The sequence below is a fragment of the Pleomorphomonas sp. PLEO genome (assembly GCF_041320595.1).
Classification (GTDB): Bacteria; Pseudomonadota; Alphaproteobacteria; order Rhizobiales; family Pleomorphomonadaceae; genus Pleomorphomonas.
The window spans coordinates 3,852,598-3,877,036 of record NZ_CP166625.1 but is presented as its reverse complement, the minus strand read 5'-3'; the positions used below and the strand labels follow the sequence as shown (position 1 = coordinate 3,877,036).

Annotated in this window: 19 protein-coding genes; 7 read left to right on the top strand and 12 right to left on the bottom strand. The window is 61.9% G+C overall.

The annotated features are described in order from the left end of the window. Window positions 1–170 precede the first annotated feature (170 nt). The 5 genes from AB6N07_RS18025 to AB6N07_RS18005 all read left to right on the top strand — a co-directional run bounded on the left by AB6N07_RS18025 (window position 171) and on the right by AB6N07_RS18005 (window position 7,982). Window positions 171–1,181 carry an ABC transporter permease gene (locus AB6N07_RS18025; RefSeq protein ID WP_370674446.1) on the top strand — a complete coding sequence of 337 codons (1,011 nt, stop codon included), beginning with the start codon at window positions 171–173 and terminating at the stop codon, window positions 1,179–1,181. Further along, window positions 1,181–2,311, top strand: a complete 1,131-nt coding sequence (locus tag AB6N07_RS18020) for an ABC transporter permease (protein WP_370674445.1) — start codon at window positions 1,181–1,183, stop codon at window positions 2,309–2,311. Before AB6N07_RS18025 ends, AB6N07_RS18020 begins: the two co-directional genes overlap by 1 nt. 11 nt (window positions 2,312–2,322) lie before the next feature. Further along, window positions 2,323–3,987, top strand: coding sequence for an ABC transporter ATP-binding protein (locus tag AB6N07_RS18015; RefSeq protein ID WP_370674444.1), 1,665 nt, complete (start codon window positions 2,323–2,325; stop codon window positions 3,985–3,987). Window positions 3,988–4,167: 180 nt separating this feature from the next. Next, on the top strand, window positions 4,168–5,523 hold the full coding sequence (locus AB6N07_RS18010) for an alpha-glucosidase/alpha-galactosidase (protein WP_370674443.1): 1,356 nt from the start codon (window positions 4,168–4,170) through the stop codon (window positions 5,521–5,523). A gap of 386 nt (window positions 5,524–5,909) precedes the next feature. Beyond that, window positions 5,910–7,982 (top strand): elongation factor G, encoded by a 2,073-nt coding sequence (locus tag AB6N07_RS18005; RefSeq protein ID WP_370674442.1) that lies wholly within the window; start codon window positions 5,910–5,912, stop codon window positions 7,980–7,982. A 130-nt stretch (window positions 7,983–8,112) separates the two neighbouring features. Here AB6N07_RS18005 and pflA read toward each other — a convergent pair whose 3' ends face one another. The 6 genes from pflA to adhE form a co-directional block, all read right to left on the bottom strand. Further along, a complete protein-coding gene (gene pflA, locus AB6N07_RS18000; protein ID WP_370674441.1) occupies window positions 8,113–8,931 on the bottom strand; it encodes a pyruvate formate-lyase-activating protein in 819 nt (272 codons plus the stop codon). Then, window positions 8,915–11,200 carry a formate C-acetyltransferase gene (pflB, locus tag AB6N07_RS17995; protein ID WP_370674440.1) on the bottom strand — a complete coding sequence of 762 codons (2,286 nt, stop codon included), beginning with the start codon at window positions 11,198–11,200 and terminating at the stop codon, window positions 8,915–8,917. Before pflB ends, pflA begins: the two co-directional genes overlap by 17 nt. Before the next feature lie 559 nt (window positions 11,201–11,759). Continuing rightward, the gene (locus tag AB6N07_RS17990) at window positions 11,760–12,671 is read right to left on the bottom strand and encodes a formate/nitrite transporter family protein (RefSeq protein ID WP_370674439.1); all 912 of its coding nucleotides are present in this window, start codon (window positions 12,669–12,671) and stop codon (window positions 11,760–11,762) included. Between the two features lie 250 nt (window positions 12,672–12,921). Next, the gene (gene pyk, locus AB6N07_RS17985) at window positions 12,922–14,385 is read right to left on the bottom strand and encodes a pyruvate kinase (protein WP_370674438.1); all 1,464 of its coding nucleotides are present in this window, start codon (window positions 14,383–14,385) and stop codon (window positions 12,922–12,924) included. A 236-nt stretch (window positions 14,386–14,621) separates the two neighbouring features. Next, entirely contained in the window at window positions 14,622–15,632 is a 1,011-nt protein-coding gene (gene gap / locus AB6N07_RS17980; protein ID WP_370674437.1) for a type I glyceraldehyde-3-phosphate dehydrogenase, read from the bottom strand. Window positions 15,633–15,837: 205 nt separating this feature from the next. Further along, entirely contained in the window at window positions 15,838–18,516 is a 2,679-nt protein-coding gene (gene adhE / locus AB6N07_RS17975) for a bifunctional acetaldehyde-CoA/alcohol dehydrogenase (protein WP_370674436.1), read from the bottom strand. A 464-nt stretch (window positions 18,517–18,980) separates the two neighbouring features. Between adhE and AB6N07_RS17970 the strand changes: the two genes are divergently transcribed. Beyond that, the gene (locus tag AB6N07_RS17970) at window positions 18,981–19,991 is read left to right on the top strand and encodes a LacI family DNA-binding transcriptional regulator (protein ID WP_370674435.1); all 1,011 of its coding nucleotides are present in this window, start codon (window positions 18,981–18,983) and stop codon (window positions 19,989–19,991) included. On the opposite strand, the gene AB6N07_RS17965 is transcribed toward AB6N07_RS17970, so the two are convergent. Genes AB6N07_RS17965 through AB6N07_RS17945 form a run of 5 tightly spaced genes read right to left on the bottom strand, consistent with a single transcriptional unit; the run spans window position 19,988 to window position 23,406 of the window. After that, window positions 19,988–20,698, bottom strand: coding sequence for an energy-coupling factor ABC transporter ATP-binding protein (locus AB6N07_RS17965; RefSeq protein ID WP_370674434.1), 711 nt, complete (start codon window positions 20,696–20,698; stop codon window positions 19,988–19,990). The two genes, AB6N07_RS17970 and AB6N07_RS17965, sit on opposite strands and share 4 nt — an antisense overlap. Next, window positions 20,698–21,453, bottom strand: coding sequence for a cobalt ECF transporter T component CbiQ (cbiQ, locus tag AB6N07_RS17960; protein ID WP_370674433.1), 756 nt, complete (start codon window positions 21,451–21,453; stop codon window positions 20,698–20,700). Before cbiQ ends, AB6N07_RS17965 begins: the two co-directional genes overlap by 1 nt. Continuing rightward, window positions 21,443–22,009, bottom strand: a complete 567-nt coding sequence (locus AB6N07_RS17955; RefSeq protein WP_370678274.1) for a cobalamin biosynthesis protein CbiM — start codon at window positions 22,007–22,009, stop codon at window positions 21,443–21,445. Before AB6N07_RS17955 ends, cbiQ begins: the two co-directional genes overlap by 11 nt. Then, the gene (gene cbiM, locus AB6N07_RS17950; RefSeq protein ID WP_370674432.1) at window positions 21,997–22,623 is read right to left on the bottom strand and encodes a cobalt transporter CbiM; all 627 of its coding nucleotides are present in this window, start codon (window positions 22,621–22,623) and stop codon (window positions 21,997–21,999) included. The genes AB6N07_RS17955 and cbiM overlap by 13 nt, the downstream gene beginning before the upstream one ends. A gap of 21 nt (window positions 22,624–22,644) precedes the next feature. After that, window positions 22,645–23,406, bottom strand: coding sequence for a DUF4198 domain-containing protein (locus AB6N07_RS17945; RefSeq protein ID WP_370674431.1), 762 nt, complete (start codon window positions 23,404–23,406; stop codon window positions 22,645–22,647). A gap of 184 nt (window positions 23,407–23,590) precedes the next feature. Here AB6N07_RS17945 and AB6N07_RS17940 point away from each other — a divergent pair, with 184 nt between their 5' ends. Next, window positions 23,591–23,944 carry a hypothetical protein gene (locus AB6N07_RS17940; protein WP_370674430.1) on the top strand — a complete coding sequence of 118 codons (354 nt, stop codon included), beginning with the start codon at window positions 23,591–23,593 and terminating at the stop codon, window positions 23,942–23,944. Window positions 23,945–23,976: 32 nt separating this feature from the next. On the opposite strand, the gene nikR is transcribed toward AB6N07_RS17940, so the two are convergent. Beyond that, window positions 23,977–24,429: a nickel-responsive transcriptional regulator NikR gene (gene nikR / locus AB6N07_RS17935; RefSeq protein WP_370674429.1), complete on the bottom strand. Its 453-nt coding sequence runs from the start codon at window positions 24,427–24,429 to the stop codon at window positions 23,977–23,979. Window positions 24,430–24,439 lie beyond the last annotated feature (10 nt).

The following is a 24,439-nucleotide window of genomic DNA, read 5'->3' as shown; positions in this document are numbered from 1 at the left end:
CGGCGGTGCCCCCCGCCGCCGGGACACCTCTTCCGAGACCTCCGCGGAATTGTCCGGGAGTCTGAGGGAGCCTACGATCTCAAGCCGTCCATGACGACGATCCAAGCCAGCCCGTTTCATGTGAGGCGGGTCCTTCATATCCATGACAAGAGTCAGGAAGTCTCAGACCGATGTTTCGCTTCTTGCTCATCCGTATCGCCTCGGCGATCCCGGTGCTCTTCATTCTAAGTGTCGTCACCTTCGCCATCATTCAGGCGCCGCCGGGCGACTACAGCGATTTCATTCGCTCTCAGCTTATCAACCAAGGTGGTGCGACCTTCGAGGCCGCCGACGCGCAGGCCAAGGCCTACGCTCACGCCCATGGCCTAGATAAGCCGATCCCTGTCCAGTACATCAACTGGGTGGTTGGCATGGTCACCGAAGGCGATTTTGGCCGCAGTTTCTTCTACAATCGACCTGTGGCCGATGTGGTTGGTGAGCGTCTGCCGCGAACGCTGCTTCTGGCGCTGACCTGCCATATCCTGGCGTCGGTCATCGGCATATCCTTCGGCATTATCGCGGCGACGAAGCAGTATTCCTGGATCGACAGCCTGCTGTCCTTCATTTCGTTCCTGGGTATGACGGTACCGCGTTTCCTGATGGCGCTGGTCATCGTCTACATCATGGTGTTCCACTTCAACGTCAACGAAATCAATAGCTTCTTCTCTCCACGATATGGCGGGGCGCCATGGTCATGGGGCAAGTTCGTCAATCTTGTGCAGCACGTCTGGCCTGTGGTCGCCATCGCCACCTTCGGCGGTCTCGCCTACAACATGCGCGTGATGCGCGGCAACCTGCTCGATACGCTCAACGCCCAGTATGTCGAAACCGCGCGCGCCAAGGGACTTTCGGAGGGCGCGGTGATCCTGCGCCACGCTGTACCCAATGCGTTGCATCCGCTGGTCATGTATCAGGGCGTGGTGTTGCCCTACATGCTGACGGGTGAAATCGAGACGGCCATCATCTTCGCTCTTCCGACCGTCGGCCCTGCCATCGTCGGCTCGATGAGTGTCGGTGACGTCTATGTCACGGCGACCTTCATGCTCGTCCTTTCGGCGACGCTGATCGTCGGCAATATCATCGCCGACATTCTGCTCGCCCTTCTCGACCCCCGCATCCGTCTCGGCGGAGGAGCCAACTGATGCTTGTCCCTGGCGAATCCACCCTGAACGGCACCGCCGCCGAGATTGTCGAACAGCATGGCAGTGAAAGCTATATCGCCCTGGTCTGGCGGCGCCTGAAGCGCTCATGGACAGGTATGGCCGGCTTGATCATGGTCATCTTGCTGATCTTGATCGCTCTGTTTGCCGATTTTCTGTCGCCGGTCGACCCGAAGTTCACCGATGTCGGTTATTCGAGCCCGGAAGCTATCTCCTTTACCAACAAGGACGGTGGCTGGGCGCTGAGCCCACGCGTCTATCCCATGGTGGAGGGCACCGAGCTCGACCCGATCACCTACCAGCCGCTGATCGGGCCGGACTATGACAACCCGCGCTACCTTGGATTCTTCGTCAAGGGCGCTCCCTACCAGCTCCTCTGGCTAATCCCGGTAGAGAGGCATCTGTTCGGTGCCATCGATGGCAAGCCGGTGCATTTCCTTGGCACCGACAAGTTCGGCCGCGACGTGCTGTCGCGCGCGCTCTACGGCTCGCGCATCTCGCTGATGATCGCGCTGACCGTGGTATCGATCATTACCGTTGTCGGTACGACGGTCGGCATGGTGTCCGGCTATTTTGGCGGCCGCTTCGACATCTGGATGCAGCGCTTCGTTGAGCTGGTACTGGCCTTTCCGCAATTGCCGCTCTATCTCGCGCTTACCTCGCTCATTCCGGTGACGGCGGCGACGTCGGTGTTCCTAGCCTTCGTTATCTTCGTGATGTCCGCGCTCGGCTGGGCTCAGCTCTCTCGTGAGGTTCGCGGCAAGACGCTGGCGTTGGCACGCATCGACTACGTGCGGGCGGCGATCGCCATCGGTGCCCGTGACCGGCGCATCATCTTCCAGCATATCTTCCCCAACGTTATGAGCCACGTCATCGTCGCCGTGACGCTGGCAATCCCCAACGTTGTGCTGCTGGAGAGCTTTCTCGGCTTCCTAGGCTTTGCGGTGAAACCACCACTGATCTCCTGGGGCCTGATGCTGCAGGACACCTCCAATTACTCGGCCATTGGTTCCTACCCTTGGATCCTGACGCCTGTGGCCTTCGTCTTCGCAACTGTCTTTGCCTTCAACGCCCTTGGCGACGGTCTGCGCGACGCCATCGATCCCTATTGAGGAAGCCGACCATGGACAGAGACGAAAACCTCGCTCCGGATGTCCGGCTCGATCATGACAGCCGAACGGGAGAGCCGATCATCGATTGCCGCGACGTCGCCGTCCGCTTCAAGGTGGAGGACGGCGAGGTAGAGGCGGTGAAAGGCGTGTCGATGCAGCTCTATCGCGGTGAAACGATCGCCGTGGTGGGCGAAAGTGGTTCGGGCAAATCGGTCACGGCGCGGACCATCATGGGCCTGTTGTCGAAGCGCGCGCGCGTTGCCACTGGCTCCAGTATCCGCTTCGATGGCAACGACGTACTGAAGTGGTCGCCGCACCGCCGCCGCATGCTGCGTGGCAATCGTATCTCGATGATTTTCCAGGAGCCTCTCTCCTCGCTGAATCCGGTCTACTCGATCGGTGCGCAGATCATCGAAGCGATCCGCATTCACCAGAAGCTGTCGAAGGCCAAGGCGCGGGAAAAGGCGATCGATTTGCTGCGCGAAGTGCATATTCCCGACCCGGAATCGCGCATCAATCAATATCCGCATCAGCTGTCCGGCGGCCAACGCCAGCGCGTGATGATCGCCATGGCGCTTGCCAACAATCCGGAAGTGCTGATCGCCGACGAACCGACCACGGCACTCGACGTGACGGTGCAGGCGCAAATCCTGCAGCTTATTCGCGATCTGCAGCAGCGCCACGGTATGGCGGTGATCCTGATCACCCACGACCTCACGGTGGTGCGCAAATTCTCCGACTACGTTTATGTGATGCAGAAGGGCGAGGTGAAGGAGCACAACACCACCGAAGCCTTGTTCGGCAACCCGCGGCACTCCTATACCCGGCATCTTCTGGCCTCGGAGCCACGTGGCCACGCCAACCCGCTGCCCGCGGAGTCGCCGGTGATCCTCGAAGGCAAGGATGTTCGCGTTGCCTTCATGTTGAAGAAGGGCGGCTTCTTCAACGCCGAGTTCCACGAGTTGGTGGCCGTCGACAATCTCAGTCTGACGCTGCGCCGGCACGAGACGCTGGGCATCGTTGGTGAAAGCGGCTCGGGCAAGACCACCTTCGGCCAGGCGCTGATCCGTCTCTCCAACCCCGACAGTGGCGAGATCTACTTCGACGGCAAACCCATCCATGGCAAGAGCCGCGAGGAGCTGAGGCCGCTCAGGTCGCGCATGCAGGTGGTGTTCCAGGATCCATTCTCGTCACTCAATCCACGCATGTCGGTCTGCCAGATCATCGAGGAAGGACTGATCGTCAACAGCATCGGTGCCAACCACGCCGAGCGGCTTGATCGGGTGCGCGACGCACTGACCGCCGCTGGTCTTCCAACCAACATTCTTTCCCGGTTCCCGCACGAATTCTCGGGTGGGCAGCGGCAGCGCATCGCCATCGCCCGCGCCATCGCTCTCGAGCCGGAATTTATTCTGCTCGACGAACCGACGTCGGCGCTCGATCTATCCGTGCAGGCGCAGATCATCGACCTCTTGCGTAAGCTGCAGGACGAACGCGGGCTCAGCTATCTCTTCATCTCCCACGACCTGAAAGTCGTCCGGGCGCTCTGTCATCGCATCATCGTCATGCAGAACGGGCGGATCGTCGAGGAAGGCCCTGTAGAGGAAGTCCTGTTCAAACCGAAAACCGCTTACACCGAAAAGTTGGTGAAGGCTGCCTTCGAGGTGGCTGCGTAAGCGGCGGAAGTCCGGGTTTCGCTTTGCTTTTCAGGCAGGCGAAGGCCGAAAAAGGATCCGGGGCGGCCGACGTGGCGGTCTCGGGCTCCTGAAAAAGCGAGAAAACATCAGACCTGTTCGCGATGGTGGACCGGCATTGCCGGTTTGCACCGGATATCTGTTTGCTTGGAGGAAAGCGAAATGGTGGCAAATCCCAAGATCACCTTCATCGGTGCCGGTTCGACGGTGTTCATGAAAAACATCATCGGCGACGTTTTGCATCGGCCGGCGCTCAAGGGCGCTACCATTGCCCTGATGGATGTCAACGAAAAGCGCCTTGCCGAAAGCGAGATGGTCGTTGGCCGTCTCGTCAAGCTGCTCGATGCGCCAGCGAAAGTCGAGACCTACACCGATCGCCGCAAGGCGCTCGAAGGGGCCGATTTCGTCGTTGTTGCCTTCCAGATCGGCGGCTACAAGCCGGCTACCGTCACCGACTTCGAGGTTCCCAAGAAATACGGCCTTCGTCAGACCATCGCCGACACACTCGGCGTTGGCGGCATCATGCGCGGCGTTCGTACCGTACCGCACCTCTGGGCCATCTGCGCCGACATGATGGAAGTCTGTCCGGATGCCATTCTGCTTCAGTACGTCAACCCGATGGCCATCAACACCTGGGCGATCTCGGCCAAGTACCCGAAGGTCCGCCAGGTCGGCCTCTGCCATTCGGTGCAGCATACCGCCGAAGAGCTGGCTCGTGACCTCGAAATCCCTGTGTCGGAAATCCGCTACCGGGCAGCCGGCATCAACCATATGGCCTTCTACCTGAAGTTCGAGCATCGGCAGGCCGATGGCAGCTATCGCAATCTCTATCCGGATCTCGTCCGGGGGTATCGTGAAGGTCGCTATCCCAAGCCGTCGAGCTGGAATCCGCGTTGCCCCAACAAGGTGCGCTACGAGATGCTGACACGGCTGGGCTATTTCGTCACCGAAAGCTCCGAGCATTTCGCCGAGTACACGCCGTGGTTCATCAAGGAGGGCCGCGACGACCTCATCGAGAAGTTCGAAATCCCGCTCGATGAATATCCCAAGCGCTGCGTGGAGCAGATCGCTCGCTGGGAGAAGGATCTTCAGGACCTCAAGGCGTCCGACACGGTCGAGGTGAGGGAGAGCCACGAATATGCCTCCCAGATCATCAACTCGGTCTGGACTGGTGAACCGTCGGTCATCTACGGCAACGTCCGCAATAACGGCTGCATCACCTCGCTACCGGACTATTGCGCCGCCGAGGTCCCTTGCCTCGTTGATGCCTCCGGCATTCAGCCGACTCATATTGGCGATCTGCCGCCACAGCTCACCGCGCTGATCCGCACCAATGTCAACGTGCAGGAGCTGACGGTAGCAGCCTTGATGACCGAGGACCGCCAGCACCTTTACCACGCGGCGATGATGGATCCGCACACGGCGGCCGAGCTCGATCTCGACCAGATCTGGTCGCTGGTCGACGATCTTTGCCGCGCGCACGGTGACATGCTGCCGAAATGGGCTCGGGTCGGCTGAAGCGACACCAAGGCCGGAGCGGGGAACTGCCCGCTCCGAAGCTTCTTCCCGGCGCTCGGCCCTATTCCTCCCCGAGAGAACGCCGGCTCCAGCGACGCGGGACGCTAGCACTTGGGCTGGCGTCTCGCGTCTGTGTTTTTCGCCGTTCTGGCCGCCCCCAAGATCACGGTCCTGCTTGTTCGACAGTGCCTTCATCCCTTAGTCGGGTTCGGAGCCGGCTGCCGTTTGCCCGTATTGCCAAGCCTTGAAAACGGGCACATTCTCGGCTCGTCGGGTATCCGAGGAGGGGTGCCCGATCCGAACATGAACCGTCCGCAGTCCCGATAATCGGGGGCTGCGGAATTGGACAGGCGAGAACATAACGGAAACATATCTGGAGGTCAGCCATGTCAGGACATACCGGAACATCCGCCAACGGCAGAGCAGTCGGCCCCCGTTGCGTTGCCATCGTGGGGCCTCACGGCAGCGGCAAGACGACGCTTCTCGAGGCGATCCTCGAGCGGACGGGGGCAATTCCGAAGGCCGGTAACGTGGCAGCTGGCACTAGCGTTGGCGATCGTTCCAAGGAAGCGCGCGCCCATGGCATGGGCGTCGATCTCAACTCCGCCGACGCCGAATTTCTCGGCGATCGCTATACCTTTCTTGATTGTCCCGGTTTTGTTGAATTCGCTTTCGAGATGCAGCCCGTTCTCGCCGTTGCCGACGTTGCGGTCGTGGTCTGCGAAGCCGACGAGAAGAAGATTCCGGCACTGCAGCTCGTTCTCCGGCAGCTCGAAGCGGCCGGCGTTCCGCACGTGCTGTTCATCAACAAGATCGACAAGGCCGACGCGACGCTGCGCGACACCCTCAAGCTGATGCAATCGGCGTCGACCACGCCACTGGTGCTGCGCCAGATTCCCATCTGGAAGGATGGCATCACGGTTGGCACTATCGAGTTGGCGCTCGAACGAGCCCTGGTCTATCGTGAACACGCCGAAAGCCAGGAAGTTCCCATTCCCTCCGATCATCAGGCCGACGAACTGGCTGCTCGCTACGACATGCTGGAGCGCCTCGCCGACTATGACGATGAGCTGATGGAAGAGCTTCTGTCCGATGTCGCCCCCGACCGCAGCCAGATTTTCGAGGACTTGCGCAAGGAAATGCGGTCTGGCCTGATCACCCCGGTATTCATTGGCTCGGCCGAGCGCGGTAACGGCATTACCCGTCTTCTCAAGGCATTGAGGCATGACGCTGCCGGGATCGAGGAAACGCGCACCCGTCTTGGCGTTGCTGCTGGCGCGGACGCCATCGTTCAGGTGGCCAAGACCGTGCAGACCTCGCATGCCGGCAAGCTGTCGATCGTTCGCGTCCTGGCCGGAAAGCTGACCGACGGTCTGGCTCTCACCGCGGCGGATGGCACCCTCGGTCGCATATCCGGGCTCTACGCGTTGGGAACGGGAACGCCGACCAAGATGTCGGAGGCGGTTGTTGGCGCGGTTGTCGGTATCGGCAAAGTCGATCCGGCCGAAACCGGGTCGACGCTCACCTCCGGCAAGGCGCCCCCCAAAGCACTGGCACCGCTCGTGCCGCCGCCGCCTGTGATTTCCATGGTGGTGGCGCCAAAAGAGGCCAAGGACGACGTCAAACTGTCGACCGCGCTCAGCCGTCTCGCCGAGGAAGATCCATCGCTGGTGGTTATCCAGGACGCAGACACGGCGGAAACCCGCATCGAGGGGCAGGGGGAAATGCACCTCCGGGTTCAGCTCGAGCGCTTGCAAAGCCGGTTTGGCGTCGCCGTGGTGACGCGCGATCCCATCATTCCCTATCGGGAGACCATCAAGACCTCGACCACGGTGCGTGGTCGTCACAAGAAGCAATCAGGTGGACACGGCCAATTCGGCGACTGCGTGCTGACCATTGAGCCGCAGGGGCGAGGCAAGGGGTTTGCCTTTGCCGAAGTGGTGACCGGCGGCGCTGTGCCGAAGAACTTCTTCCCAGCCATTGAGGAAGGCGTGGTCGATAGCTTGAAGCGTGGCGCGTTGGGCTTCCCGCTGGTCGATGTCAAGGTGACACTGTCCGACGGGTCGTTCCATCCGGTCGACAGCTCGGACATGGCGTTCAAGATGGCCGCCGGTATCGGCATGCGCGAGGGGCTGCCACAGTGCTCACCGGTCCTTCTCGAACCGATCCTCAAGGTGAAGTTCTATGGGCCGAGCGAGTTCACCGCCCGAGTCAACCAGATCGTCACCGGCCGGCGCGGTCAGCTCCTCGGCTTTGATGGCCGTGAAGGCTGGCAGGGTTGGGACGTGACGGAAGCACTGATCCCGCAGGCCGAGATGGGTATGCTGATCGTCGATCTCCGGTCGGCGACCGCCGGCGTCGGCACCTTCGAGGCCGCATTCGACCATCTGCAGGAGATTACCGGTCCGGTGGCGCAGAAAGTCGTCGAAAAGCGCAAGGGTGAACTCGCAGCCGCCTGAGCTGTCCGAGGAGCGAAATGGGAGCGCTTCGGCGCTCCCGGCTTTTGCGACCAAAGCTTCGAGTCGAAAAAGAAGGTCCGGAACCGTTCCCAGTTCCGGACCCTCTTTTCAATGAATGATCAGATCGGTCTCAACCTGCCTTCAGGCCGTGGTTGCGGAAGATCGAGCGCACCTCTTCGACCAGTTCGCGCGCCGGCGCCTCGGTATCGGCCAGCTTGTAATCGCGGCCACATTCCTTCCACTTGAACTCACCGAGCTTGTGGAAGGGCAGCACGTCGACCCGCTCGACCACGCCGAGTTCGGCAGCGAAGGCGGCGAGGCCCTCGATCTCGTCCAGCTTATCGGTGAGACCCGGCACCAGCACGTAACGCAGCCAGATCTTCTTGCCCTTGGCCGAAAGGCGGCGGGCAAAGTCGAGCGTCGGCTGCAACTGGGCACCGGTCACCTCGAAATAGGTTTCCTCGGTGAAGGCCTTGATATCGAGCAGTACGAGGTCGATGTCCTCAAGCATCTCGTCACTGACGCGTTTGCCGAGAAAGCCGGAGGTATCGAGGGCCGTATGAAGGCCCATCGCCTTGGCGGCGTGGAATACCTCTCCGACAAATTCCACCTGCGTCAGCGGCTCTCCACCGGAGATGGTGATGCCACCCTTGGCGCGCTTCAGGAAGTTGGAGTAGCTGGCCATCTCGGCCACCACCTCGCGCACCGAGGTCTCCTTGCCCTTGCGCATGTGCCAGGTGTCGGGGTTGTGACAATATTGGCAGCGAAGCGGGCAGCCGGAGACGAACAACACGTAGCGGATGCCTGGCCCGTCGACGGCGCCGCCGGCATCCTTGGAGTGAACGAAACCATGGGCCACCGGACGGTGGGCAAGGTGTCCACCGTCGGCGTGGACGCCCGGGGCGCGCTGAGCGTCCCGGAGGTCGAGGAGGTTAGTTTGTTGCGCCATGGAAGGTCCGGCTGATGACATCCAGTTGCTGCTCGCGCGTCAGCTTGATGAAGTTCACCGCGTAGCCCGACACGCGGATGGTCAGCTGCGGATAGAGCTCGGGGTGCTCCATGGCGTCGACCAGCGTCTCGCGATCGAACACGTTGACGTTGATGTGGTGGCCACCCTGCATGAAGTAGCCGCTGAGCAGATTGTCGAGGTTTTCGACCCGGTCTTCGTCGGTGGAGCCGAGAGCCGACGGCACGATCGAGAAGGTGTAGCTGATGCCATCCTGCGCATGAGCGTAGGGGAGCTTTGCCACCGAGGCCATGGAGGCGACGGCGCCATTCTTGTCGCGGCCATGCATCGGGTTGGCACCCGGTGCGAAGGGCTGGCCGGCCTTGCGGCCGTCAGGCGTGTTGCCGGTCTTCTTGCCATAGACGACGTTGGAGGTGATCGTCAGGATCGACTGGGTCGGCATGGCGTTGCGATAAGTCTTGTGCTTGCGAATGCAGCCCATGAACGTTTCGGTCAGCCAGACGGCGATGTCATCGACACGGTCGTCGTTGTTGCCAAAGGCCGGATAGTCGCCCTCGATCTCGAAGTCGGTGGCAAGACCGCGCTCGTCGCGGATGATCTTCACCTTCGCGTACTTGATCGCGCTGAGGCTATCCGCCGCGACCGACAGGCCGGCGATGCCGCAGGCCATGGTCCTGAGGATGTCACGGTCGTGCAGCGCCATCTCGATCCGCTCGTACATGTACTTGTCGTGCATGTAGTGGATGGAATTGAGCGCGTTGACGTAGACGCGGGCAAGCCACTCCATCATCGGCAGGAACCTAGTCTTGACGTCCTCGTAGTCGAGATAGTCGCCGACCACCGGAGCGAGGGCGGGACCAACCTGGGCGCCGCTCTTCTCGTCGCGGCCGCCGTTGATCGCATACAGCAGCGTCTTGGCGAGGTTGGCGCGAGCACCGAAGAATTGCATCTGCTTGCCGATGCGCATGGCGGAAACGCAGCAGGCGATGCCGTAGTCGTCACCCCAATAGGGGCGCATCAGGTCGTCGTTCTCGTACTGGATCGACGAAGTCTTGATGGAGGTCTCGGCGCAGAAGTCGCGGAAGCCCTTCGGCAGGTTTTCCGACCACAGCACCGTAAGGTTCGGTTCGGGGGCCGGGCCGAGGGTGTTCAGCGTGTTGAGCATGCGGAATGAAGATTTGGTCACCAGCGGGCGACCGTCAATGGCCATGCCACCCAGCGACTCGGTGACCCAGGTCGGATCGCCCGAGAACAACTGGTCGTATTCCGGTGTCCTCAGGAAGCGGACGATGCGGAGCTTCATCACGAAGTGGTCGAACAGCTCCTGCGCCTCGGCCTCGTTGAGCTCGCCTTCGACGATATCCCGCTGGATGAAGATATCGAGGAAGCTGGAAACGCGACCGAGCGACATGGCAGCGCCGTTGGCTTCCTTCACCGCCGCGAGATAGGCGAGGTAGGTCCACTGCACCGCCTCGCGGCCATTCATGGCCGGGCGGGTGAGGTCGAAGCCGTAGATCTCGCCAAGCTTGACGAGTTCCTTCAGCGCCTTGATCTGCTCGGCCGTCTCTTCCCGGGAGCGCAGTACCTCTTCGTCGATGGTGGCGAGCTCGAAGCTCTTGAGCTGGGCCTGCTTGTCCTCGATCAGGCGATTGACGCCGTAAAGAGCGACCCGGCGATAGTCACCAATGATGCGGCCACGGCCGTAGGCGTCCGGCAGGCCGGTGATAATGCCGGACTTGCGGCAGGCCAGCGCCTCGGGGGTATAGACATCGAAGACCGCGTCATTGTGGGTCTTGCGAAGCTTGGGGAATATCTTGTCGAGGGAAGTGTCGGGCTTGAAGCCAAAGGCTTCGAGGCCGTTCTTGACCATGCGATAGCCGCCGAACGGCATGATGGCGCGCTTCAGCGGCGCATCGGTCTGCAGGCCGACGATCTGCTCAAGATCCTCGGCGATGTAGCCGGCCTTGTGCGAGGTAATGGAAGACGGGGTGGAGACGTCGACGTCGAGCACGCCGCCCTTGTCGCGTTCGGCCTTGAGCTGAACCTTCAGCTTTTCCCACAGGTCGGCGGTGCGCGGCGTGATGCCAGCCAGAAAACCGGCGTCGCCCACATAGGGAGTTACGTTGGCGATAATGAAGCTGCGGACGTCGATCTCACGCGTCCACGTGCCGGGAAGAAAGCCGCGCCAGGGGTCCTGGGCGGTGAGCTCCGTGTCGAGTGTATCGAACGGTTCGCGCGCATAGACGTTCATGGCTTTCTCTCCAGTTCTATCACCAGCTCGATGGCCGGAAAGTTATGCGTTCGAGAACGTATAACATAAATTACTTACGTGGTCCTGCTGAATCACGGTGATTTGCAGGTGCCCTGCACCCTTCATGTAATATATGAGTTCAAAGGTTAAGTAAGTAATCCTGCTCTATTGCCGAGCTTCTTGGCGGGGCGTGCGCGTGGGGGAGATCAGCCCACCCGGATATGCATGCAGCTTTTGGTTGCGGTTGCCTGCGTGCTTGGTGCTTCCTTCTCGTCAAGGCAAAAAGCGGAGAAGAAACTGAAACCTTTTAGAAAATCGCCAAATAGTGCGACTTTTAAAAACATGAAGGAAAACAGCCAATTTTACGGCTGTGGGAATGCGTCGCAACAGTATTTGGACGTCTCTCGATATTTTCAGTTGCCCGGGTCGTTGCAACTAAAAAGAGAGGGGCCTGTCGGGGCCCCTCGAGATCACGTTGAAGCTTTTGTCCAAGCCATGCAGGCCCGCGCAGCAGCGTTGCATCCTATGCAGCGCCAGCCAGCCGAACAATTCCAAACGGTTATCCATTCCTGGAAGATCTGCCCTGCATTTGGTGCTGTTCTTTGGTGGAGAGCGGCGTCAACCCGCCCAGAGCCTTGCGATAGACCAGCCAGTAGAGGCCGCCGACGAATCCGGCGCCGCCAACGATATTGCCAAGCGTGGCGGGTATGAGGTTGTGAATGATCGCACCAAAGGTCAGCACCGACACGTCGACGCCCTCGGGGGCGTGGCCGGTCTGAACCAACACCCAGGCGTAGGGCAGAATGAACATGTTGGCGACGCAGTGCTCGAAACCGGCGGCGATGAAGGCGGTAACCGGCAGTACCATGCCGAACAGCTTGTCGGTCACCGAGCGACCGGCATAGCTGAGCCAGACGGCGAGACAGACCAGGATATTGCAGAGCACGCCCTTGAAAAAGATGGTCACGGCATCGGGTGCCACCTTGCCGGCGGCGAGCTTGATCATGCCGTTGCCGAAGGCGTCGTTGTTGAGCGCCGCCGTGTGAGCCATATAGACGAGGAAGACGAGGCCGAGCGCGCCCAGAAGGTTGCCGAACCAGATGATTGCCCAGTTGCGGAGCACTTCGCCGGTGCCGAGCTGACGGTTGGCCCAGGCCATGACGATCAGGCAGTTGCCGGTAAACAGCTCCGCGCCGCCAATCATCACCAGCGCCAGACCGAGGGTGAAGACGAGACCACCAAGCAGGCGCTGAGCTGCAAAGCCGAGCGTTGGGTCGGCCAGCACAATGCCGAAGAACAGCGCGCCGAGGCCGATCGATCCGCCGGCAACGACCGCCAACGACAAGCTGGCGAGCATCGGCATGCGCGCCTTCTTGACGCCTAGCTTTTCGACCTTCTCCTGGATCTCGGCCGGTGCGTAGGCATCGAGGCCAAGGATTGTGTTGGCCTGTCCGGGCACATTGTCCGCCATTTGGGGTATCTCCGGTTCAACTTATTCCGCGCCAGCGATACCGCTCGGCGCATAAATGTAAAGAGGAGAGAATTACGCAGGTTTCGGTCTGGCAATGGCCTCAGCCTTGCCGATCCGCGGCCTGCCGCCGCGCTTCAGCCGGCGAAATCGCGCGCCGACGCGCCTGCTACAACAAGTTTAGCGCTCCCCTTAGCGAGGAACGCGGACAACACATGGCAAATAACGCGTCGTTGGCGGCGGCGTCAGCGGCTCAGAAAGCCGCCTCGCCGACGGTGACGATGCGCAACACGTTTGTTGAACCTGGCACGCCTTCGCCGGCGGTCACCACCAGCGTATCGCCGAACTTGGCAATGCCGAGGTCACTGGCCAGTGCAACACCCGTGTTCACTTTGTCCTGGAAACGACGGAACGGCGGGCTCGGGATGACCAGCACGCCATAGGCGAGCATCAGCTTACGAGTCTTGATGAGGTCTGGCGTCACGCAGAGCACTGGCACGCCCGGCCGCTCGCGGGTAACGCGCAATGTCGTCGAGCCGGTGGCAGTGTAGGTGATGATAGCCTTGGCACCGAGGGCGCTGGCGATCTGATTGGCAGCGTGGGTGATGGCGTCCGAAGAAGTTTCGGCGCCGAAGGGCAGGCGCTGCGCTTCGATGATTTGGCGGTACAAAGGGTCATGTTCGACGCGTTGGGCAATGCTGTCCATGATCGCCACGGCGGCCACGGGGTAAGCACCAGCGGCCGTTTCAGCTGACAACATGACCGCGTCGGCACCGTCGAATACCGCGGTGGCGACGTCGGAAGCCTCGGCCCGGGTGGGCGCCGGGCTGGTCACCATCGATTCCAGCATCTGCGTGGCGACGATGACCGGCTTGCCGGCCTGGCGCGCCTCGCGGACGATGCGCTTCTGCAGCGTCGGCACGTCCTCCGGGCGCATCTCGACACCGAGATCGCCGCGCGCCACCATGACGCCGTCGGCGAGTTCGATAATGGCGCTCAGACTGTCGATGGCCTGCGGCTTTTCGATCTTGGCAAGCAGCGCCGCGCGGTCACCGATCAACGCACGGGCCTCGATGAGATCCTCCGGCCGCTGGACGAAAGAAAGCGCGATCCAGTCCACGCCGAGTTTCAGCGCAAAAGTAAGGTCTTTGCGATCCTTTGGCGTCAGTGCGGAGAGTGGCAGCACCACGTCCGGCACGTTGACGCCCTTGCGGTTGGAGAGGGCGCGACCGCTGACCACCGTGGTGATTGCGTGATCGTTGGCGCAGCTCACGACATGCAGGCGGACGCGGCCGTCGTCGAGCAGCACGTCGGTGTTGGGCTGGAGGGCGGCGAAGATCTCGGGATGCGGCAGGCCAACGCGAGTGGTGTCGCCGGGCTCGGCGGAGAGATCGAGTCGGAAGGTCTGGCCTTCGACAAGATCGATCGATCCGTCGGTGAAGGTTGAAATGCGCAGCTTCGGACCTTGCAGATCGGCCATGACGGCGATTGGGCGGCCGGTCTCGGCTTCCACCTGCCGCAGCATGTCGAAACGGGCGCGATGTTCGTCATGCGCGCCGTGGCTGAAATTGAGACGGAACACGTCGGCGCCGGCTGCGACCAATTCGCGGATCACTTCGATGGTGCCGGAGGCCGGCCCCAGGGTGGCGACCACCTTGGTTTGACGCCGGCGGATCTTGGGATTGGTGCCCGTTTGCGAGGATGCCGGCGCGCTCATGTCTGCTCCTTGACGTCTGTCGACCCTGGGATTGTCCGACCGGAAAATCTCTTCGGGTTTGGCCCTTAAGGGAAACCCCTCGCGAGCGTTGCCTTCGTATACACGCAAGGCCGCTGCAAGGGGAAGGGCCGCTTCCGTCGCAGTGTCGCAAGGCAGCCCCGCAAACAACTCGCAGCCGGAAAAAAGAACCCCGCCTTTGCGGGCGGGGTCCTCGAATTTTAACCTGGCGGTCTATCTCAGAGGGTCTTGCCGATGGCGACCGAGGTGTCGGCCATGCGGTTGGAGAAGCCCCACTCGTTGTCGTACCAGGAAAGGATACGCACGAGGGTGCCGTTCATGACCTTGGTCTGATCCATGTGGAAGATCGACGAGCGCGGGTCGTGGTTGAAGTCCGACGACACGTTCGGCTGATCGGTGAAGCCGAGCACGCCCTTGAGCGGGCCAGAGGTCGCGGCGGCCTTGATGGCCTCGTTGATCTCGGCGACCGAGGTGGCGCGCTTGGCGTTGAAGACCAGGTCGACGACCGACACGTTGGGGGTCGGCACGCGGATGGCAACGCCATCGAGCCTGCCCTTGAGCTCGGGCAGCACCAGGCCGACGGCCTTGGCGGCGCCGGTCGAGGTCGGGATCATCGACAGGGCAGCGGCGCGGCCGCGATAGAGATCCTTGTGCAGCGTGTCGAGCGTCGGCTGGTCGCCGGTGTAGCTGTGGATCGTCGTCATGAAGCCGGTATCGATACCGATGACGTCGTTCAGCACCTTGGCGACCGGGCTGAGGCAGTTGGTCGTGCACGAGGCGTTCGACAGGACGATGTGGTCCTTGGTGATCTTGTCGTGGTTGACGCCGTAGACGACCGTCAGGTCGGCGCCATCGGCCGGGGCCGAAACCAGCACGCGCTTGGCGCCGGCCGTCAGATGCATCGACGCCTTGTCCTTGGCGGTGAAGATGCCGGTGCACTCGAGGGCGACGTCAACACCCAGTTCCTTCCACGGCAGCGTGGTCGGGTCCTTGATGGCGGTGACCTTGATCTTGCCGGTGCCGACGTCGATCCAGTCGGCGCCCGTCGTCACTTCGTGCGGGAAACGGCCGTGAACGCTGTCGAAGCGGATCAGGTGGGCGTTGGTCTCGACCGGGCCGAGATCGTTGATGCCAACAACCTCGATGTCATTGCGGCCGGACTCGACGATCGCGCGCAGAACGTTACGACCGATACGACCAAAGCCGTTGATGGCGACCTTTACTACCATATTCATCTCCCAAACGATCTGTTTATCTTTCGCGGCATCGATGGATCCTTGCGGAGAGCCTTGAGATGCTCGTGAAAAGTTGTCCGAAATCCGGATAAGCTTGGTGTACGCCGGTGGGGGCGGGTTGTCACTTCAGAAGGATTGAAGGCTTCCGAAAGCAAAACGGAGGCGGGTTGCCCCGCCTCCGTTGGTCTATGTTTAACGCTTATTCCGCGGCTTTCTTACCTTTGGAAGGCTTCATCGCCGCGACAGGCTGAGCCGCCTCCTCCGTCTCGGCGTGTTCGGACGCCTCGTCATAGGCACGGCCGTAGTAGCTATCGAGCAGGATCTGCTTCAGCTCCGAGATCAGCGGGAAGCGCGGGTTGGCGCCGGTGCACTGGTCATCGAAGGCCTCGACGGCGATCTTGTCGACCTTGGCGAGGAAGTCGGTCTCCGACACGCCGGCCGCCTGGATGGAGGCGGGAATGTCGAGCTGCTTCTTCAGCTCTTCGACCCAGGCGATCAGGTTTTCGACACGCTGCTGCGTCCGCTCGCCGCCGAGACCAAGGTGCTGGGCGATCTCGCCATAACGAGCCCGAGCCTTCGGGCGGTCATACTGGGAAAAGGCCGTCTGCTTGGTCGGGTTGTTGTTGGCGTTGTAGCGGATCACGTTGGAGATCAGCAGGGCGTTGGCAAGGCCGTGCGGGATGTGGAAGGCCGCGCCGAGCTTGTGGGCCATGGAGTGGCAGACACCCAGGAAAGCGTTGGCGAAAGCGATGCCGGCGATGGTGGCGCCGTTGTGCACCTTCTCGCGGGCGATCGGATCGTTGGCACCTTCCTTGTAGGACGCCGGCAGATACTCCTTGAGCAGCTTCAGCGCCTGCAGAGCCTGGCCGTCGGAATACTCGTTGGCCAGGACCGAAGCGTAGGCCTCCAGAGCATGGGTGACGGCATCGATGCCACCGAAGGCGGTCAGCGACTTCGGCATGTTCATGACGAAGTTGGCGTCGATGATCGCCATGTTCGGGGTCAGCTCGTAGTCGGCGAGCGGGTACTTCATGCCGGTGGCGTCATCGGTGACGACGGCGAACGGCGTCACTTCCGAACCGGTGCCGGAGGTGGTCGGGATAGCGACCAGCTCGGCCTTAACACCCAGCTTGGGGAACTTGTAGATGCGCTTGCGGATGTCCATGAAGCGCAGCGCGAGGTCCTCGAAGTGGACTTCCGGATGCTCGTACATCACCCACATGATCTTGGCCGCGTCCATGGCCGAGCCGCCGCCGAAGGCGACGATCACGTCCGGCTTGAAGGATACGGCGCGCTCGGTGCCCTTGCGGACGGCCGTGAGCGTCGGATCGGCCTCGACGTCATGATAGGTCTCGACGTCCATGCCGTGCTTCTTCAGGAGCTCAATGACGCCATCGGCATAGCCGTTGATGAACAGGAAGCGGTCGGTAACCACCAGCGCGCGCTTCTTGCCCTCGAGGTCCTTGAACGCTTCGGCGATGGCGCCGCGGCGGAAGTAGATGGACTTGGGGAGCTTGTGCCAGAGCATGTTTTCGGCTCGCTTCGCGACGGTCTTGCGATTGATGAGGTGCTTCGGGCCGACGTTGTCGGAGATCGAATTACCACCCCAGCTGCCGCAACCCAGCGTCAGAGACGGTGCCAGGTTGAAGTTGTAAAGGTCGCCGATGCCGCCGAGGGCGGCCGGTGAGTTGATCAGGACGCGGGCCGTCTTCATCCTGTCGCCAAACCGGGAGACGCGCTCCTTGTGGCTGTCCTGGTCGGTATACAGCACCGAGGTGTGGCCGATACCACCGAGGACGACGAGGGCCGCGGCGGCGTCGACGGCGGACTCGAAGTCCGGACGCCGGTAGAGGGCCAGTGTCGGCGACAGCTTCTCGTGGGCGAACGGCTCGCTCTCGTCGACGCTTTCAACCTCACCGATCAGGATCTTGGTGTCGTTCGGCACGGTGATGCCGGCGGAAGCGGCGATCTTGATGGCAGACTGGCCGACGACATCGGGGGAGAGGTGGCCGCCGGGGAATACGACGTTGCGCACCGCGCCCAACTCGTTGCCGCTGAGGATGTAGCCGCCGTGGCTGTGGAAGCGCTCGCGCACCGCGTCATAGACGCTGTCGACGGCAATCACCGCCTGCTCGGAGGCGCAGATCATGCCATTGTCGAAGGTCTTGGACATCAGGATCGAGGCGACAGCACGCTTGATGTCGCCGTACTCGTCAATGACGACCGGGGCATTACCGGCGCCGACGCCGATGGCGGGCTTGCCGGAGGAGTAAGCCGCTTTCACCATGGCCGGGCCACCGGTGGCCAGGATCAGGTTGACGTCGGGGTGACGCATCAGGGCGTTGGACAGCTCGACCGACGGGGTGTCGATCCAGCCGATGATGTCGGCCGGGGCGCCGGCGGCGACGGCGGCGTCAAGCACCAGCTTTGCGGCGGCGCAGGTCGACTTCTTGGCGCGCGGATGCGGAGAGAAGACGATGCCGTTGCGGGTCTTCAGGCTGATCAGCGCCTTGAAGATGGCGGTCGACGTCGGGTTGGTGGTCGGCACAATGCCGCAGATCAAACCGATCGGCTCGGCAATGGTGATGGTGCCGCCTAGCTCATCCTCTTCGAGCACGCCGCAGGTCTTTTCGTCCTTGTACTTGTTGTAGATGTACTCGGAAGCGAAGTGGTTCTTGATGACCTTGTCTTCCACCACGCCCATGCCGGTTTCCTCGAACGCCTGCATGGCGAGCGGGATACGGGCGGAGGCGGCGGCGAAGGCTGCCTGACGGAAGATCAGGTCGACCTGCTCCTGGGAGAACGTCGCATAGATCTGCTGGGCGCGCTTAACGCGGGAAACCAGCGCGTCGAGATCTGCCGGGCTATTGATTGGCATGTTCTTCTCCTGTCTTCCAAGCATTCGTCCCGAAGGTTTTCTCTTCGTTCGACCGGCGCCACCATTTTCTGGCATTTGCCGGCCGGGCTGTCTGACCCCGAGGGCGAGGCGGGTTGTTGAGGACCTTTTCGATGGTCCGCTTTATTGTGTCCCGCTACATATGGGATCGTTTTCAGTTCAATGGTCAAGCGTTGAACCGATTAAGTTTTCAGTGCGTAGTGGTACTACAGACCGGCCAAAATTCTTCTGAAGAGCATTGATAGAAAAGGTGAAATCCGCAGGATACGCAGAGTTTGGCCACAGTCTTCCCAAGGGGTACTAAACCATTCAGGAGACATATCAGAAAAAGTACTGATTTCAAATTGGTGCGGCTAAGCGAGCCTCATGTAATCCTTTTCAATGGTTTCGAGGGCGGAGGAGGGCGCGCTCGGAAAGCATGGTTGAGGTCTTGGGACCTTCAAAAAATGGCTGTTAGTATCAAGGACGTGGCCCAGCGGGCCGGTGTGTCGGTGGCTACCGTGTCACGCGTGTTCAGCAACGGTCCGGTCAGCCCGGAGCTGCGCGAGCGGGTGGAAAAAGCTATCGCCGTCACCGGCTACCGACCCAACCTTTCGGCCCGTCGGCTGCGCTCGCAGCACTCCCAGACCATCGGTCTCATGGTGGCCGACATTCGCAGCCCGTTCTTCACCTCGCTGAGCCGGGTGGTCGAGGACGAGGCCTATCGCAACGGCATGCGCGTCATCCTCTGCAATACCGACGAGAGCGCCGAGCGCGAGGCGATGTATCTGCGCCTGATGGAGGAGGAGCGGGTCACCGGCCTAATCTGGGCGCCGACTCGCGGTAGCCTCGAACGATTGGCCGACGATGATCTGCCGTTTCCGGCGGTACTGGTGGATCGTGGCGGGCCGGTCGGGCGCCATGACAGCGTCGTGCTCGATAATTATCAGGCGACGGTGACCCTGGTCCATCACCTCCATACCATCGGCCGCAGCCATATCGTCGGCCTGTTCGGCAACACCTCGTCGACGGCGGTTGACCGCCATCTCGGCTATCTCTCAGCCACGGCATCGCTTGGCCTGTCGTCGGAAGCCTTTTTCGTCGCCCCCAATGCCGAAGCGGCTGAGCGCGAGATCCTCAAGGTGTTTTCTCGCCCCGACCGTCCGGATGGCGTCATCGCCTCGAGCAACGCCATGCTGCTCGGCGTCGTCAAGGCCATGCGGCGACTGGAGCTGAAGACCCCCGACGACGTGGCCATCGCAGGCTTCGACAACGAGACCTGGTCGGAGTTGGTTGGACCGGGCCTTACCGTCATCGAACAGCCGGTCGGCGACATCGGCCGCATGGCGATGACGCTGCTGTTCGATCGCATGAAGACGCCCAAGGCTCCGGCCCGCAAGGTCACGCTGTCCGGCAAGCTGATCGTGCGCGGCTCGACGGCGCCGGTGACTGGCCTCGTCGACGAGCCGGTGGATTAATCTTCATCGATCGGATGAAAATGCACATGGTCGTGCCGGTGCTGATGCCGATGTGCCACCGCCGGCTTCAGCTGTCCGCCTTCAAGCAGCACCGCCCGTGTCGACAGGCTCGCGAGGAAATGCGCGTCATGCGACACCAGGATCATCGCCACAGGTAGTTCGGTGAGAATGGCGGTGAGACGGGCGAGGTGTGCTTCGTCGAGCGCGTTGGTCGGCTCGTCGAGCAGCAGGACATCCGGATCCATGGCCAGCACGCCGGCCAGCGCTACCAACCGCTTTTCGCCGCCGGAAAGATGATGGGTGACACGCTGTTCAAGCGACAGCAGGTCGAGATCGGCGAGCACCTTGCGCGCCCGTTCGATCGCCTGGGCCGGCGTGAAGCCGAGGTTGAGCGGGCCGAAGGCGACGTCCTCGATTACTGTAGGCGCGAACAACTGGTCGTCGGAATCCTGAAACAGGAAGCCGACCCGTTGGCGTAGGTCGCGGAAGTCATGCTCATCGCGCCGAGGGCGGCCGAAGGCGACGATTTCGCCGGCGTCAAGCGCTTCCAGCCCGACCAAGGCGCGCAGCAAGGTGGTTTTTCCTGCTCCGTTGGCGCCTGCCAGCGCCAGCCGCTCACCGCTTTCGAGCCGAAGGTCGATCCGGTCGAGCACCAGCCGGCCACCACGCCGGACGCTGAGACCGGAAAGATCCAGGAGTGCGGTCATCAAAGGCGATCCATCACGAGGAGAGTGCAGGCAAGGAGCACGGTCAGCCCGGCGGCGCCAATGTCGACAGTGCCGAACCGCTCCAGGGTAACAAGCGGAAACCGCCCCGCGAAGCCCCGGCAGCGCATCGCTTCGTTCACCCGTTCGGCGCGCTCGACGGCGCGCACCAGCAGTTGGCCGATAAAGTGGCCGTAGGTTTTAAGGGTATGAAGGTTGGTGCCCGGCACAAAGCCGCGCAGCCGCATGGCGTCATTGAGGCGCCGCGCTTCCGCGCGCAGCAGTTCGATATAGCGGATGGAGAACAGAAAGACCTGGACGAGGCGCGGCGGCAGACCAAACCGGCCGAGCGCGTGACCGAGGCGGATCGGTGTCAGGCCGGCGATGAGTGGCAATACGACGAGCGCCGCCGCCGTAATGCGGAGAGCCAGTGTTACCGCCCGCTCAAGACCGGGCAGGGACAGGCTGATTGGCCCTATCGCCACAAAAGGCGGAAGCCGTGTCGTCAGCGGCAGTGCGACGAACAGGATCAGCAGGAAGCCCTCGACATGCAACAGGCGGCGGACCATCTGCCGTGGGGATAGGCCGGCGAGCGTCGTGAGCAGGATGCCGAGAAGGATCGCCATACCGAGCAATGTCCAGGCCCTGAGGCTGACAAGCACCAGCACGAGCGTTACAGCGGCGGCGATGCGCGTGCGCGTGTCGAGCTTGTCGAGAGGCGATACGCGGGCACCGGCGTCGGCCGTGTCAGTCGCCATGTCCGCTCCGTCGCGAGCGGAACCAGGCCCAGAGGCCGGCAAGACCAACGATCCAGCCAAGGCCACCGAGGAGGTCGTTGAAACGCACACGGCCTTCGGCGGCATCATAAGCTTCGAGCAGCGGCTTGATCTGACGCGCCACCGCTGCGTCGACCGCTTGAGCAATGCGGGCATCGAGGTCGGTCGGAACGGCCGCCGCCGATGATGTCGCCGTAACGGCCGCCGCGGCGGCTGGTATTCCGTCGGTCGAAATATCCAGTTCGGCAAAATGACCATCTCCCGCGGCCAGCTTCAGGTGGAAGCGGCCGGGCGATGGCGGCGTAAAGCTGAAGCCACCATCCTCGCCGGTCTTGAGACGGCTCACCTCTTTGCCATCCGGCGTCGCAACGACCAGGTCGGCGCCCTGCGGACGGCCACCGCCGATATAGAATCCGTAGCCGGAAATGGTTGCTCCGGTGACTTGCGCGAAAAGCTTGAGACGGTGTGCCTCGGCCGGCAAGGCGAGGAAGAGCAGGGCGGCGATGGCAGGGGCGAGGCGGCGGATCACGAGGAGGATCCGATGAAAGCGGACGCCCCGATCATCTCGGGTTTGACCTTGAGAAGATAGAGCGTCACGAAGGCGGTCACCACGGCCTCTATGGCCGCGAGCGGCAGATAAGCGGCTGCCATCAAGCCGACAGCGGGCGAGAAGGCTGGCTCCGACAACGCAATCTCCACACCGACCAGTCCGGCGGTGACGATCACCGAGAGCGCCGCCACGGCGCCGGCGAGCGCCGCCGACCGGGCAGGATGGTGAGCCCGGATGAATGGTCGAATAGTGGCGGCCAGAGCCACACCCGGCAGCGCCATGTTGACCAGGTCGACACCCAGCGTCGTCAGTCCACCGAAGCCGAACAAAAGGGCCTGCAGCAGCAGGCCGACGAAGATTGCCGGAAACGCCTTCCAGCCGAGCATGAGACCGATGAGGCCGCCGAGCAGCAGGTGGACGGAAGTCGGCCCGAGCGGGAAGGCCAGTGACGAAGCGATAAAGAACACGGCGGCAAGCAGCGCCGTGCGCGGAATATCACGGTCGCCTAACTGGCGGACGCCGAGCGCAAGGCCTGCCGCGCCAGCCAGAGTGCCGGCGACGAGCACCGGCAACGATAGGACGCCGTCGGGAATGTGTGCCACGTCAGGCCTCCAGTCCGGTCGTCACTTCGCTTCACCCATATCGGTCGCCTTCACCCACATCAGCGCGCCGAGTTCGGTGGCGGCTGGCTTGCCATCCGGCGACTGGGCCTCTGGGCCGTCGATCAGCGCGGCAAAGCCCCACCATCCCGCCCTCGGCATGGCATAGGCGAAGACGCCTCTATCGTCGGCCTTGATCACCTGGGTGATGAAGGCTTCGTTGGGCGGTGTCACCGATCCATCGTTCACCCACTCCACCTCGACCTCGGCGCCGGGCACCGGCTGTCCGTCCTTGAGCACGACCCCGCGGAATAGGTTACCGGTCCACAGGCCGGTCGGTCGAACCAGCGGCGCAATCTCGACGGGCAGGCCGACGAGCCGATCCCAGCCTTCGCCGGAGGCGTAACCGTCCACGACCACCTTGGCATAGTGGATGATGTACTTGTTCTCCGCCGGCTCCCAATAGGGTTTGGGCTCGACGAAGAGCACCTCGGCACCCGGTTCGCCGACATCGCGCTCGAAGCGCCAAGCCTGCTTGCTGTCGACCGGAGCCTCGATCAGCGTGCTCGAAATGTCCTCGACGCCTTTTGCCGTGACCACACCAACCCGCACGGGCTTGACCATATCCATGGTCGGTCCGCGCTCCATCGGGTGGGTGAAGACCAGGCTGACAGTGACTTTGCCGCCCTCGGGCAGCACGTCCGCCGACGGCAGGATTTCCTGGAAGTGGGCGAAGGCGGGCGAGGTGAGGGCGATGAAGGCGGCGGTGGCAAGGAGCGTACGCATCGGCTTTTCCGGTTTGCATTAGTATGAGAAAAATACAAAATCATCATACCGACGCAATACGGTAAAAGACTAATGTGGCCCAGCCGTCAGCACGTCCAGATCGGTAGGGCGGACATAGCTTTCCCCTAGACAATGATAAATATTTATACGTACATTTCGTAGCCAATATAAAATGGGGGCAGATATGAGAGCACTGATTGTTTTGTTAGCCGGCCTTGCTTTTGTCTCGAATGCCATCGCCGCGCCAAAATTTGTTAGCAGCGAAGAGTTCAGCGTCGCCGTGGTCGACAAGACCATTGGCAGCAAGACCAAGAAAGGTGTGCCGTTCACCGCTATCGTCAAGAAGGGCGGAACGGGTGTCTTCACAGCCAAAGGCAAAGATCCGCAAACCTTTACCTGGGATTTCAAGGGTGACACCTTCTGCTGGCATTTCCCGAGCTTCACCGAGTGCAACAAGGTGGAGATCGTCAGTAAAAAGGCGGCGAATTTCTACGATTCGGCAAGCGGCAAGCTTAACAATGCGTATGTCGTGAAATGAATTTCGGCGACGCGGTTTTCCGCGTCGCTTTTTCAGTCCTGCGCGATATGGCTATGGCCATGCGGATCGGATCGTTCGCTTTTCCCTTCGACCGGCACCATGACTAGGCGACCATATCGGACACCGCGCTCGGCCATGAGATGTTCGGCGAAATGACTGATCTCGCCGGCTTTCCCTTGCAGCAGCGCCACTTCGAGGCAATTGGCTTCGTCGAGATGGACATGCGTCGTGGCAAGCGAAAGATCGTGGTGGTGGTGATGTACCGCCGCGAGGCGACGCGCCAGTTCGCGCTTCTCATGGTCGAAGGTGTAGACGACGGCGGCCACGCAGTCCCGCTCGGGATCGGCGGTGGTGGCCAGTTCCCCAAGGCCGGCGCGGGCAAGATCGCGGATCGCCTCTGAGCGGTTTTGATAGCCGCGCCGGGCAATGAAGGCGTCGATCTCCTCGACGAGGTCGTCATCCAGTGTGATTGTCACCCGCTGCAAGGCGCTCTCC